Consider the following 12,180-nt stretch of genomic DNA (forward strand, 5'->3'; position numbering starts at 1 on the left):
TCTCATGCACGGCTCTGATCTTTTGCGACACGCGAGGCGGGGGGCCCTCGCGCCAATGGTGGCCTGCCTTCCTCCCCCTCGCAAGGAAAAGCGAAGAGGAGTTCGCCATGCGCACACGCACCTATTACTCCGGGCCCGACGCCATGGTGACCGACGATCATTTCGTGTGGAAGACCGTCTCGGCGCAGCACACCTTCTCCGTGCGCGATCTCCGCAATGTCGGCCTGGTCCAGGCGCCCGCGCGGATGCGCCCCTTCGCTCCGGCGCTGATCGTCGGTGTCCTCTTCGTCGCGGTCGCCGGCTGGAGCCTGATGCCCACCCCGACGTGGTACGTGGCAGGCTTCCTCGCCGTGTCGGCACCCGCTGTGATGGCCGCGTGGCGCCAACCGCGGCACTGGGAGCTGCATGCGCAGTACCGGAATCAGGCCGTGGTGCTCTATTCCTCGGCCGATGCCCGCGTCTTCAATCAGGTGAGCCGGGCCTTGCGACGAGCCATGGAAGACACCGGCCGGACACCCTGGGGGTACGGGCTAGCGGCCGCGTGACCAGCCCGTTCGCGAATACCTCTCGGGTGAGATCTCTATTTGATCAAAACCGCACCTTGCACCCGTCGTTCTGATAGGACAGTAATAGGATGTCCGCGACCTCGCTGAGTGCCACTTGGCAATCAGCGAGGTAGCACATCGCACGGCCACTATTACCTACTGTCACCACCTACTTCGACGATGAAGGACTCATGGCTGAGGGTGACTCGCCTACGATCGCGCGCCGGCGCGTGCGGCTTGCGCTTCGTGAAGCGCGGGAGCGAGCCGATCTCACCCAACTCCAGGTCGCCGAGGAGATGGAATGGTCGCTCAGCAAGGTGATCCGGATCGAGAACGGGGACGTCAGCATTTCCCCGAACGACCTCCGGCCGTTGCTGAGCTACCTCGGGATCAAGGACAAGGCGGTCGTCGCGGCACTGGTCGCTGACGCCCGCATTGCACGAACCCGGCAGCGGGCGGCGTGGTTCCAGACGCCCGCGTACCGCGAACACCTCACCGACCACATGCGCAAACTCATCGAGTACGAGGGCGAAGCCACCGAGATCCGCTCGTACTCGATCTACTACATCCCCGGCCCGCTGCAGACCACCTCGTACGCCACGGCCCTGATCAGCCGGTTCGAGGAGGAGTTGACCGAGGAGCAGCGCGCTCGCCGGGTCCAGGCGCGGGCGCTGCGACGGGAGGCACTGCTCGCCCGAACCGGCGTGCAGTTCCTGGTGATGCTCGACGAATCGGTCCTCAGACGGACCATCGGAGGGCCGGAGATCTTCGCCGACCAGCTACGGGACCTCAAGGCGCTCGCTGAGAACGGCACCATCAGGATCCGGATGGTGCCGTTCTCGCTGGACGCCTCGGTGACGAACAACGCCAGCTTCGACCTGCTCCTCCTCGGTGAGGGCGAGGTTCTCTACCGGGAGACCGGGATCGACGACGAATTGGTGGAAGACCGGGAGGCGACCGCGAAACACCGCGCTCGCTACGACAAGGTCTGGCAAGAGGTCGCGGATGAGGAAGACACGATCGAATTCATCCGGAGACAGATCGAGATACTCGAGGGCACGAGTCCTCGGGATTAGCTGAGATACAAATCGTGGAAGGTCCACAATGGGAGAGATGAACGTGCCCGCATGGCGTAAGAGCAGCCGCTGCGGAACGTCAACCTGCGTCGAGGTTGCCAAGGTCGACGACCAGTACCTCATCCGTGACTCGAAGAACCCGGAGGTCGCGGCGCTCGCCTTCACGAAGGACGAGTGGGACGCGTTCGTCGAGGGTGTGACTGCGGGCGAATTCCGCTTCTGAGGTCCCGACGACCGCCCGCTTCGCGTAGGTGATCTGGAAAGCGCGGAGCGGGCGCGTCAAAAAATACTCACAAAAACTGCATATCGGTTCGAACGGACGCCGCATACCTCACATTTGACGTGATAAGCGGCGTCGTTTCGTTTTCACTCATGTGTGTACGCACCCATGCCCGGTTCATTCGCATACCGTGGATTCGAGCCGTCATGGAGGTACGAATAATGATCTATCCGACGGAAAGGCTGCACTGGCGACGTAGTAGACATTGCTCCAGCGGAGCATGTGTCGAGGTCGCGATGACCGGCGAAGAGGTCCTGATCAGGGACTCGAAGAACCGGGATCTCACTCCACTGGCGTTCACCCAGGCCGAGTGGGAGGCGTTCGTCGCCGGCGTCAAGGCCGGGGACTTCGGTTTCGAATGAGTTCGCTTCATCCGGAGCCACCCGGTGCCGCGGGCCGAGCGCGGCATACTGCACTGGTGGACGGCTATCAGCACGCCACCGACACGGACCGCTTCGCGATGCTCCACGATGCGGCCGACACCCTGCTGGACGAACTCTCCGAGCGCTATCTGGTGGAGCGCCGCGAGACGAAGGAACCGTTCGGGCTCGACGACGCGCTCGTGCGGACGGTCCGGCTCATCCCCCGCTCGCCTGCCGGGGCTCCGCTGGCGATCCACTTCACCGAGCCGGGCTTGATCCTGCGGCTCGGCCGGTGGTGGGAGGAGTCCCTGCCGACCTGCGCCTGCGACACCTGTGCCGAGGATCCGCGAGGCCTGGTGGAGCGGTTACGCACCCACGCCGCCGCGCTGATCGAGGGCGGCCTGTGGGAACGCGTCCGGCGTGGGGTGGGCGGGTCCTGGTTCGAGACCAAGTTGATCGGCACCGGAGTCAGCGCGGACCGCGAGGGTCCGCTCTCCGCCGCCGGTGCCCGGGACGCCCGCCGTGGTGGTTTCGCCGCCGCGGTGCAGTGGGCTCCCTGGCAGTTCCGCTACTGATCGACAGTGGGCAAGAGACCATCACCGACCCAACAGATTGACGGCTGCTCTGATCGGGTGGCGGCGCAGGACCCGGGCCATGGAGACCTCTCCGCGGCAGAAACCGGTGAACGCCCGCCATCCGATCGGGCTGGCCATCGCCGCATGCACGAGAGCGGGATGCCGTCCGAACAGTCGTAGAAGCCGGCGCCCCGCTGCCATCTCGGGTGCCAGGTTTTCAGCGATCATTTCCTCGTACGACGAAAGCTCTTGATCTTTGGCAGCGACCTGCCCGGCCCATGTCCCGGATCGAAGCGCGTAGCTGATCCCCTCCCGTGACCAGGGTTCGAGCAACCCGGCGGCGTCACCGGCGACCAGAACCCGGCCACGCCGCAGCGGAGAATCGGCCCGGCGGCAGTGCGTGAGATGCCCGGAATCACGGATCACCGCGCGATTCGCGAGCCCGAGACGAGCCACGAGATCACGCAGGTAGCGCTTCGTCTCCGCGCCCCGCCCCTTCTCCATGATCACGCCGACGGTGGTCTGGTCGCCCTTGGGGAAGACCCAGCCGTACGAGCCCGGCACCGGCCCCCAGTCGAGCAGAAGACGCCCCTGCCAGCGCTCCCGATCCGCCGGCGTCGCGCCGAGCTCCAACTCCAGGCCGAGATCCTGCTGGTCGAAGCTGACACCGACATGGCGGGCGCTGACCCCGGCCGAACCGTCCGCGCCGATCACCGTCCGCGCCGAGATCTCCTCGCCGCCGTCCAGCACCACGGTTGCCGTGTCCGCGTCCTGCTCCACCCGCCTGACCAGGACGTTCTCCCTGATCTGTGCGCCGGCCTCAACAGCAGCCCGGCACCACGCGGAATCGAAGTCATCCCGCCTGACCATCGTCACCACCGGATCACCGGACGCCCGCCTGGTGAACCCGCGCCGCCCGTCATGCGTGAACGTCACCGCGTTGATCCGGTCCCGTTCCGGAATCCGCAGCCTGCTCCGGCTGATCTCCACGGACGGCCCGATCAGCCCGCCACCACACGTCTTGTAGCGCGGATGCCGCGCCCGCTCCAGCACGATCACCCGAGCCCCGGCCTCGGCGGCAGCATGCGCCGCTGCCAGGCCGGCCGGTCCCGCGCCGATCACAGCGACATCCCACTCCGGTTCCCGGCGCACGCCTGGAGTCTAATCACGCTGATTGATTCTTCGCTTGGCGTGAGTCCGCCATCCCACCTGGAGCGCCGGGCGCACCAGTAAGCGGCTAAGGCGTTTCGGTTCTTTCAAGCCCGAAGAAGGGCGTGAAGAGTGCGGTCCTGAAGTCGGGCATGGGGAAGGTGGTCTACGCGGGCACCTCGACGCGGCAGCCGCAGACCAAGTACGACGCCGTCAAGGTCAAGTGAGGGAGCGGGCGGCCGCTGCCGCCGCCCACTGCTCGTCGGCGGCTTTCTTCAGCGCCATGCCGTCCTTGCCGTTGTAGCGGACGAGTTTGGGTAGTGCGGCGGCCAGGGCGACGCTGCCGGCGACGCAGAGGACGCCGCCTACCCAGATCGCGCCGGGGACGCCGAGGGAAGTGCGGGCCATCAGGCCGGAGCGGAGCTGGCCGGCGAGCGGGCCCGTCGTGTAGGAGAGCATCTCGATGCCGGCGAGACGGCCGCGCAGATGATCGGGGATCGTCTGGTTCCAGATGATCATGCGGAAGATGCCGGAGATCATGTCGGCGGCGCCGGCGAAGGCAAGGCAGAACAGCGTGAGCCAGAGCGTGCCGGAGAGGCCGACGCCGATGATGCCGACGCCCCAGAAGGCAGCCGCGATCAAGACCATCAAACCATGACGATGCACGCGCGAAGTCCACCGCGAACCGAACGTCGCCAGCAGTGAGCCGACAGCCGGGGCGGCGTAGAGGAGACCGAGCACGCTGGGCCCGCCGAGCTTGTTCGCGAGGAACGGGTAGAGCGCGGACGGCATGCCGAAGAACATCGCGTTGATGTCGACCAGGTAGGTGCCGAGCAGCTCGGGCCGGGATTTGGCGTAGCGGAGACCGGTCACGACGCTGGACAGCGACGGGCGGTCGGCGGCCGGGGGCGGCGGGACGGCCTTGACCAGGGTCAGGCAGGTCAGCGAGACCACGAAGGTGAGCAGGTCGAACGCGTACACCCAGGCCAGGTCGAAGTTGGCGAGCAGGATGCCGGCCAGGGGCATGCCGAAGAGCTGGGCGAACTGGGCGCCGAGCGACTGCAGTGACATGGTGGCCGGCAGTTCCTCCGGTTTCACCAGTCGCGGGACCATCGCCTCCAGGGCCGGGCGCTGCACGCTCGCCACCGCGGCGGTCAGGAACGCCGCGATGTAGAGCAGCCACAGGTGCGGCTCGGCGGAGAGCGAGTTGATCAGCAGGATGCCGCAGATGGCTGCGAGGGCGATCTCGGCGCCCCGGACCAGCAGCCGCCGGTCGATGTAGTCGGCGAGCGCGCCGCCGACGAACGCCATGATGAGGATCGGGGCGAGCTCGCAGACGCCGATCAGGCCGACCATCAGCGGGTCGTCGGTCAGCTTCGCCACCTGGTACGGGATGGTGACGTAGCTGATGAACGAGCCGAAACTCGTCACCACACCGCCGATGAAGACGAATCGGAAGTCTCGGGAGGTACGCAGAGGAGCCAGATCCACGAATGGCCATCTTGCCGCATGGGCAAGATCTACTTCATGACGAGCCTGCCGGTAGCGCGGAACTCGTCGAGGTCGGAGAGCGCCTCTTCGATCACGAACGATTTAGGGCCGGGCAGCGCGTCCAGGGCGAAGAAGCCGGCGTCGACGCTCTCCTCGGTCTGCCGGAGCAGCTCGCCCTCCCACTCGTGCACCACGAACGTCATGAGCACCTGCTGGTAGGTGTGGCGGAACTCGTTCGTGTAGGTGTAGGCCGTGTAGAACGCGTACGGCGTCAGCGAGGTGGCCTTCAGCCCGGTCTCCTCCCAGAGCTCCCGGACAGCGCAGTCCTCCATGCTCTCGCCGAGCTCCATGGCCCCGGCCGGGATGGCCCACCGGTGATTGTCGGAGCGCTGGATCAGCAGCAACCGGCCCTGGTCGTCGAAGAGCACGGTCCGCGCCCCGACGAAGAAGATCGTGTCGGTGTCACCGACGCTGGCCCGGACCTTGCCCAAGTACGACTCTGCCCACGTCAGCGCCACTGAGCCACCCCGACACCCGCAACCCATGCAATTCCCATGGGCCGAGCGTAGTCATGCTGACTTCTTGGCGGGCTTCCGAGCGGGAGTGGATTTTTTCGCGGCGGTGGTGGCCTTCTTCGCGGGCGCTGCCTTCTTGGCCGGCGTGGCCTTCTTCTTCGGCGGTGCGGACTCGGCGGACGACGAACGCGCCGCCTTCGCCCTCTCCACCGAGGCCTTCAGCGCGGCCATCAGGTCGACCGCCGCGGCCGGCGCCTCCTCGGCCTCCTCCGGCTGGACGACCTCGCGGCCCTCCACCTTCGCGTCGATGACCTCCTGCAGCGCGGCCCGGTAGTTGTCGGTGAAGTCGTCGGCGTTGAAGCTGCCGGCCATCGAGTCGATCAGGGAGCTGGCCATCGCCAGTTCGGCGGGGCGGGTCTCGATGTCCTCGTCGAGGAAGCCGAAGTCGGGGGTGCGGACCTCGTCGGGCCACATCATCGTGTTGAGGATCAGCACGTCGTCGCGGACCCGCAGGGTGGCGAGCTGCTCCCGCTGCCGGATCGCGATCTTGACGATGGCCACCCGGTCGGCGTCGCGGAGCGCGTCCCGCAGCAGGACGTAAGGCTTGGCGGCCTGGCCCTCGGGTTCGAGGTAATAGGACTTCGCGAAAAGGATCGGGTCGATCTGCTCGGCCGGAACGAATTCCAGCACGTCGATGGCGCGCGAGGTGCTGAGTGGAAGATCGGCGAAATCCTCGTCCGTCAAGATCACCATTTCGCCGCCGCCGATGTCGTATCCCTTGGCGATGTCGTCGTAGGTGACGACTTCGCCGTCGACCGAGCAGGTTCGCTGGTACTTGATGCGGCCACCGTCGGTGCGATGCACCTGGTGGAAACGAATATCCTTCTCTTCGGTCGCCGAGTACAGCTTGACGGCGATCGACACCAGGCCGAACGAGACAGCGCCCTTCCAGATCGCTCGCATGACATCAGAATCGCATCACTGGGACGCCTGCGTAAGGTGATTGCTTCTGCTTATGGTGATCAGGTGCCGGGTCCACCCCTGTCGCCGATGCTCGCGACGGCTGGCCGGCTGCCGGTAGGGCCGGAGTGGAGCTACGAGTTCAAGTGGGACGGCGTCCGCGTCCTGGCCCTGTTCGGTGGCGGCCCGCCGGACCTCTTCGCGCGCTCCGGAGCGGTGGTCACCCCGGCCTACCCGGAGCTCGCCGGCCTGCGGCTGCCCGCCGGCACCCTCCTCGACGGCGAGATGGTGGTCCTCGACGCCGCCGGCCGTCCCTCGTTCACGGCCCTCGCCGAACGCATGCACGTGCGCGACCCGAATCGGGCGGCACGGCTCGCCGCCGGCCTGCCCGCCACGTACATGATCTTTGATCTGCTCTTCCTCGGCGGCATCGACCACACCGGCCTGCCCTATCTGGTCCGCCGCGAGCTCCTCGAGGGCCTCGGGGTGAACGACACGCGCTGGATGGTGCCGCCCTCCTTCGGCGACGGCCAGGCCACCGCCGCCGCCGCCCGGGAGAACCGCCTCGAAGGGGTCGTGGCGAAGCGCTCCGACTCGGTCTACCTGCCCGGCACCCGGTCGGCCGACTGGATCAAGGTGAAGTTCGACCGGACCGGCGACTACGTGATCGGCGGGTGGCGTCCCGGCGCCCGCAGGCTCGGCGGGTTGCTGATCGGGGTGCCCGGGCCGGGCGGGCTGGCGTTCCGCGGCCGGGTGGGCGGCGGGATCGGCGCCGTGGCGGAGAAGGAGCTGCTGGCCAGGCTCGAACCCCTCGCCACCGACGCGTCGCCCTTCGCGCCGGGAGTGGTTCCCCGGGAGGATTCACGAGGAGCCCATTGGGTACGCCCGGAGCTGGTGGCCGAGATCCGTTACGGCAACCAGACACCCGACCGTCGTCTGCGTTTCCCCCGGTTCCTGCGGCTGCGTGACGACAAGAGCCCCGCGGAGTGTGCCGACGATGAGCCCTGACCGGTTCGCCGTGACGATCGAGGGTCGCGACGTCGAACTCTCCAACCTGGACAAGCTGATGTACCCGGCGGCCGGCTTCACCAAGGGCGAAGTGATCGACTACTACACCCGGGTCGCCCCGGTCATGCTGCCGCACCTGAGCGGACGGGCGGCCACCCGGATCCGCTATCCCAACGGCGTCGAGGGCGCGCACTTCTTCGAGAAGAACAAGCCCGCCGGTACGCCGGACTGGGTGCGCCTGGAGACCCTGCCGGTGCCGGGGTCCACGAAGAGCCGGGAGACGATCGAGTTCGTGGTCGTCGACGATCTGCCCACGCTGGTCTGGGTGGCGAACCTGGCTTCGATCGAGCTGCACACCCCGCAGTGGCGGGTCGGCGCCGACCCGGACCTGATGGTGGTCGACCTGGACCCGGGAGCGCCGGCCGGCCTGAAGGAGTGCTGTGCCGTCGCCGTGCTGATGCGGGACAGGCTCGCCGATGACGGTATTGCTGCTTATCCGAAGACATCAGGAAAAAAGGGTATGCAACTGTGCTGCCCTATTTCCGGGACCCGGTCCGCCGAGGTCGTTTCCTCGTACGCCAAAAAGGTCGCCGAAGAGCTGGCGGCGATGGTCCCCGGCTCGATCACCGCAAAGATGGCGAAGGCCGTCAGGCCGGGCAAGGTCTTCATCGACTGGAGCCAGAACGCGGCGGCGAAGACCACGGTGACGCCGTACTCGCTGCGGGCGGGGGAGAGGCCGACCGCCTCCACGCCGCTGACCTGGGACGAAGTGATCGCGATGGCGACCGGCGAGGCGGAAGCCCGGCAATTCGGCCCGGACGAGGTGCTGGCCCGGGTCGAGCAGCACGGCGATCTGCTCGCCGATCTACTACGGAATGGAAACGTCGTACCGGAAGCGGATCGACGTAAGTGATCTTCAGGCCTTAAGATCTCGACGCGTTTCTTGATAACGGGGGAAGATCGCGTTGAGCATGCTTCGCGCTGCCGTGTCCGCGGCTGTCGTCACGTCCTTGATCCTCACTTCGGCCGGACCGGCCTCCGCCGACGACCCGGCTGCAGTCGACACCGCACCGCCGGTGGTCAGCGCGACCGGCTTGACCGAAGGTCAATACATCCGGCCGTTCCACGAGATCTTCCCCATCGCCACCGATGACGTGGCGCCCTTATGGGTGCAGATCTTCGTCGACGGCAAGAGCACCGGTGACGGCTTTTTCGGTCGCTACCAGGGGAAACTCTACGGCCAGGTGGTGCTTGCCGACAGCATCCCGGATGGCGCCGAAGTCGAGGTGGGTGTCCGTGTTCAGGACGCCGCCCGCAACTGGAGCGAGTTCCGCACGACGCGGGTGATCGTCGACCGGACAGTGCCGACCGCCACGGTCCTGCCCGATGACGACTTGATCCTGGCCGGGAGGTCGCTGACGCTCGTCGCGTCGGATGTGCCCGCGGACAGCCACGTCGTGATGACGACCTACTCCGGCCGGGAGCTCGCCCGGGCCACGTCGGCACCCTGGAAGCTTCCGCTGAACACCGCCGATCTCGCCGGCGGTGACCGGACTGTGCGGGTCAGCGTGATCGACAGAGCTGGCAACCGGACCGACTACTACCGGTTCCTCGACATCGACCTGACCGGACCCGAGGCCGCCCTCATCCCGGAGGACCACCCGGGGCTCGTCGGACCGGGCCTGCACGTTTTTCAGGGTGAGGCATCGGACCGGGCCGGTGTGGCGCGGTCCGAGTGGTGGATCGACGGCGCGCTGCGCGGGCGTGAGCCGAGCTATGTCGCCTATGACTTCGGCACCCGCGCACGCACCACCGCCGTGGAATGGCGGGTCTGGGACCGGGTCGGGAACCGGACCGTGGTCCGCTATCCGGTCACTGTCGACGTGCAGGCCCCGACCGTCGTCTCCACCTCGCCGGCGGCGAACACCCGGGTCCGTGGAACCACGCTGAAGGCGACGCTCAAGCTGGCCGACCAGACCGGCGTCTACTCCACGATCACCGAAGGTGGCCTCGACCACGACGTGACCGCGCCCTACACGGCGACGTTCCGCCTCGGCGCCGACGGGCCGCAGCGTCTCGGCTGGGTGGTCAGCGACCACTGGAACAACTCCCGTCGCGTCTACCAGACCGTCATCGTCGACAATTCCGGCCCTTCGGTGGCCTGGGTGACGCCTTCCTCCCTGGTGCGCGGGTCGCGGATCTCGTCGAGCATCCGGGCGAGCGACCCGGCCGGTGTGGCGAAGGCGCAGCTCTCGGGCGCCGCTGCGGACACCGCCGCGCCCTACGCCTCGTCGATCGCGGCCGGTAAGGACGGCAAGAAGACGCTGACCTGGACGGTCTGGGACAAGCTCGGCAACCGCACGGTCGTCAAGCGGTCCGTGATCGTCGACAACACCGCGCCTTCCGTGAAAGTGACGAAGGCGCCGAAGAACAAGGCCAAGGTCAAGGGCACCGTCAAGGTCACGGCGGCGGCGAGCGACAGGAACGGTGTGGCTCGGGTCGAGCTGCTGGTCAACGGCAAGGTGGTCGCCAAGGACACCAAGGCGGCCTACCGGTTCTCGGTCAGCACCAAGAAGTACGGCAAGAAGATCAAGATCCAGCTCCGCGCGTACGACAAGGCAGGCAACGTGTCGAAGACGTCCACCCGAACCTGGTACCGCTCGTGAGGGCCGCCGCCGCGGTGCTCGCCGCCGCACTCGTCATCGCCGGGCCGGCCCCGGCGTCGGCCGCCGAGCAGGCCGACGACGAGACCGCGCCGACCATCGTTGACAGCGGGATCGCGCCCGGGCTGATCGGCGTGCGGCCCACCATCACCGCCACGGTCAGCGACGACGTCGGTGTGGTCAGGGTGGAGCTCACGTCCGGGCGGGTCCGTCTCGCGACGATGGCGGGCACGGACCTGACGACCGTGACGCTGCGTGCCGACCTGAGCAGCCTGCGTCCGCCGGATGCGGAGCTGATCCTCAGCGCGTACGACGCCGCCGGCAACGTCGGCTCGTCCACCACCTGGGTTCTGCTGGACCAGGACCTGCCCACCGCGACCCTCGTCCCGGCGGCCGGCGCCGCGCTGGGCGGGACCGCGAAACTCCAGCTCACCGGCGTCTCCGGGGACACCGTCTCGGCGACGCTCAACGAGCTGAACACCCGCCGTGAGCTGGGCGTCTTCGACCCCAGCGGCTGGACGCTGCTATGGAACACCGCAGGGCAGGCCGACTTCCCGACCGTCACGCTCACCGATCAGGCCGGCAACCGGCAGACCCTGCTGACCAAGTACCGCGTCGACAACGAGGCGCCGCAGATCGGTGCCGTCCTCGACTGGCAGACGCAGGTCGGCTCGGAGGTCGTCTCGGCGCCGCGAGGCCGGGTCGGAGGCCGGGGCTCGTTCCTCCCGACCGTCACCGACGAGACCCGGCTGCGCTACACGTGGCTGGTGGACGGCAAGGTCGTCTCCACCGACGGGCACTGGAACACCGGCACGACCAGCCGCAACGCCACAGTGGAACTGCGCGTCACGGACGCCACCGGCCACATGGCCTCGCGGAAGTTCGCCGTCGTGGTCGACAACACCAAGCCGTCTGCCGCGATCACCGCGCCCGGCACTCTGCTCCGGGGCAGCAGGCTGACCAGCACGGTCAAGGCCACGGACCCGTCCGGCATCTGGAAGACGCGGCTCTCCGGCGCATCGGCCGACTTCGCGGCGCCCTACACGTCGTCGATCGCCGCCGGCAAGGACGGCAAGAAGACGCTGACCTGGACGGTCACCGACCGGCTCGGCAATGCGACGGTGGTCAAGCGGACCGTGACCGTCGACAACACCAAGGCCACTGTGGCGTTCGCGAAGGCGCCGAAGAACAAGGCGAAGGTCAAGGGGACCGTCAAGGTCGCGGCGTCGGCTAGTGACAAGAACGGTGTGGCCCGGGTCGAGCTGCTGGTCAACGGCAAGGTCGTCGCCGTCGACAAGAAAGCCGCGTACAAGTTCTCGCTGAACACCAAGAAGTACGGCAAGAAGATCAAGGTCCAACTGCGGGCGTACGACAAGGCGGGCAACCTCACCACGTCGTCCACCCGAACCTGGTACCGCCGCTGATCCGAGTCTCACCGACCGGCCCGTCTCCCGACAGGGGGGCGGGCCGGTTTGCGTTTGCGGCAAGCCGTGTCACACTGTTCTAGAACTGTAGAGTTCTAGAACAGTGGGGTGAGTCGTGTCCGATCTTGTGTT

The 12,180-nt window shown here is 67.4% G+C and carries 13 protein-coding genes; 9 read left to right on the top strand and 4 right to left on the bottom strand.

Annotation, left to right across the window (positions count from 1 at the left end; translation table 11 throughout):
* Nucleotides 1-107 precede the first annotated feature (107 nt).
* The 5 genes from EP757_RS12155 to EP757_RS12175 all read left to right on the top strand — a co-directional run bounded on the left by EP757_RS12155 (nucleotide 108) and on the right by EP757_RS12175 (nucleotide 2,838).
* Entirely contained in the window at nucleotides 108-545 is a 438-nt protein-coding gene (locus tag EP757_RS12155; RefSeq protein WP_127545107.1) for a DUF6232 family protein, read from the top strand.
* A 230-nt stretch (nucleotides 546-775) separates the two neighbouring features.
* Nucleotides 776-1,621: a helix-turn-helix transcriptional regulator gene (locus EP757_RS12160; protein ID WP_232050474.1), complete on the top strand. Its 846-nt coding sequence runs from the start codon at nucleotides 776-778 to the stop codon at nucleotides 1,619-1,621.
* A 28-nt stretch (nucleotides 1,622-1,649) separates the two neighbouring features.
* Complete coding sequence (locus EP757_RS12165; RefSeq protein WP_127545114.1) at nucleotides 1,650-1,844, top strand: DUF397 domain-containing protein; 195 nt, start codon at nucleotides 1,650-1,652, stop codon at nucleotides 1,842-1,844.
* A gap of 218 nt (nucleotides 1,845-2,062) precedes the next feature.
* Entirely contained in the window at nucleotides 2,063-2,263 is a 201-nt protein-coding gene (locus tag EP757_RS12170; RefSeq protein ID WP_127545117.1) for a DUF397 domain-containing protein, read from the top strand.
* 56 nt (nucleotides 2,264-2,319) lie between these two features.
* Nucleotides 2,320-2,838, top strand: a complete 519-nt coding sequence (locus EP757_RS12175; RefSeq protein ID WP_127545120.1) for a DUF6226 family protein — start codon at nucleotides 2,320-2,322, stop codon at nucleotides 2,836-2,838.
* Between the two features lie 21 nt (nucleotides 2,839-2,859).
* Here EP757_RS12175 and EP757_RS12180 read toward each other — a convergent pair whose 3' ends face one another.
* The 4 genes from EP757_RS12180 to EP757_RS12195 form a co-directional block, all read right to left on the bottom strand.
* Nucleotides 2,860-3,990, bottom strand: a complete 1,131-nt coding sequence (locus EP757_RS12180) for a geranylgeranyl reductase family protein (RefSeq protein WP_127545123.1) — start codon at nucleotides 3,988-3,990, stop codon at nucleotides 2,860-2,862.
* A 216-nt stretch (nucleotides 3,991-4,206) separates the two neighbouring features.
* Nucleotides 4,207-5,478 carry an MFS transporter gene (locus tag EP757_RS12185; protein WP_127545125.1) on the bottom strand — a complete coding sequence of 424 codons (1,272 nt, stop codon included), beginning with the start codon at nucleotides 5,476-5,478 and terminating at the stop codon, nucleotides 4,207-4,209.
* A gap of 29 nt (nucleotides 5,479-5,507) precedes the next feature.
* Nucleotides 5,508-6,023: an NUDIX domain-containing protein gene (locus EP757_RS12190; RefSeq protein ID WP_370457805.1), complete on the bottom strand. Its 516-nt coding sequence runs from the start codon at nucleotides 6,021-6,023 to the stop codon at nucleotides 5,508-5,510.
* A 24-nt stretch (nucleotides 6,024-6,047) separates the two neighbouring features.
* Nucleotides 6,048-6,956 (bottom strand): Ku protein, encoded by a 909-nt coding sequence (locus tag EP757_RS12195; RefSeq protein ID WP_127545131.1) that lies wholly within the window; start codon nucleotides 6,954-6,956, stop codon nucleotides 6,048-6,050.
* A gap of 63 nt (nucleotides 6,957-7,019) precedes the next feature.
* On the opposite strand from EP757_RS12195, the gene ligD (EP757_RS12200) reads away from it, so the two are divergent.
* Genes ligD (EP757_RS12200) through EP757_RS12215 form a run of 4 tightly spaced genes read left to right on the top strand, consistent with a single transcriptional unit; the run spans nucleotide 7,020 to nucleotide 12,048 of the window.
* A complete protein-coding gene (gene ligD, locus EP757_RS12200; RefSeq protein ID WP_127545134.1) occupies nucleotides 7,020-7,961 on the top strand; it encodes a non-homologous end-joining DNA ligase in 942 nt (313 codons plus the stop codon).
* Nucleotides 7,951-8,874 carry a non-homologous end-joining DNA ligase gene (gene ligD / locus EP757_RS12205; RefSeq protein ID WP_127545137.1) on the top strand — a complete coding sequence of 308 codons (924 nt, stop codon included), beginning with the start codon at nucleotides 7,951-7,953 and terminating at the stop codon, nucleotides 8,872-8,874. The genes ligD (EP757_RS12200) and ligD (EP757_RS12205) overlap by 11 nt, the downstream gene beginning before the upstream one ends.
* Nucleotides 8,875-8,932: 58 nt before the next feature.
* Nucleotides 8,933-10,627: an Ig-like domain-containing protein gene (locus tag EP757_RS12210; RefSeq protein ID WP_127545140.1), complete on the top strand. Its 1,695-nt coding sequence runs from the start codon at nucleotides 8,933-8,935 to the stop codon at nucleotides 10,625-10,627.
* The gene (locus EP757_RS12215) at nucleotides 10,624-12,048 is read left to right on the top strand and encodes an Ig-like domain-containing protein (RefSeq protein WP_127545143.1); all 1,425 of its coding nucleotides are present in this window, start codon (nucleotides 10,624-10,626) and stop codon (nucleotides 12,046-12,048) included. The genes EP757_RS12210 and EP757_RS12215 overlap by 4 nt, the downstream gene beginning before the upstream one ends.
* Nucleotides 12,049-12,180 lie beyond the last annotated feature (132 nt).

The organism is Actinoplanes sp. OR16, assembly GCF_004001265.1.
GTDB lineage: Bacteria > Actinomycetota > Actinomycetes > Mycobacteriales > Micromonosporaceae > Actinoplanes.

Coding starts and splice junctions, on each gene's coding strand:
- EP757_RS12210 (WP_127545140.1), top strand. CDS start 8,933: ATGCTTCGCGCTGCCGTGTCCGCGGCTGTCGTCACGTCCTTGATCCTC.
- EP757_RS12170 (WP_127545117.1), top strand. CDS start 2,063: ATGATCTATCCGACGGAAAGGCTGCACTGGCGACGTAGTAGACATTGC.
- EP757_RS12155 (WP_127545107.1), top strand. CDS start 108: ATGCGCACACGCACCTATTACTCCGGGCCCGACGCCATGGTGACCGAC.
- ligD (WP_127545137.1), top strand. CDS start 7,951: ATGAGCCCTGACCGGTTCGCCGTGACGATCGAGGGTCGCGACGTCGAA.
- EP757_RS12195 (WP_127545131.1), bottom strand. CDS start 6,956: ATGCGAGCGATCTGGAAGGGCGCTGTCTCGTTCGGCCTGGTGTCGATC.
- EP757_RS12165 (WP_127545114.1), top strand. CDS start 1,650: ATGGGAGAGATGAACGTGCCCGCATGGCGTAAGAGCAGCCGCTGCGGA.
- EP757_RS12190 (WP_370457805.1), bottom strand. CDS start 6,023: ATGGGTTGCGGGTGTCGGGGTGGCTCAGTGGCGCTGACGTGGGCAGAG.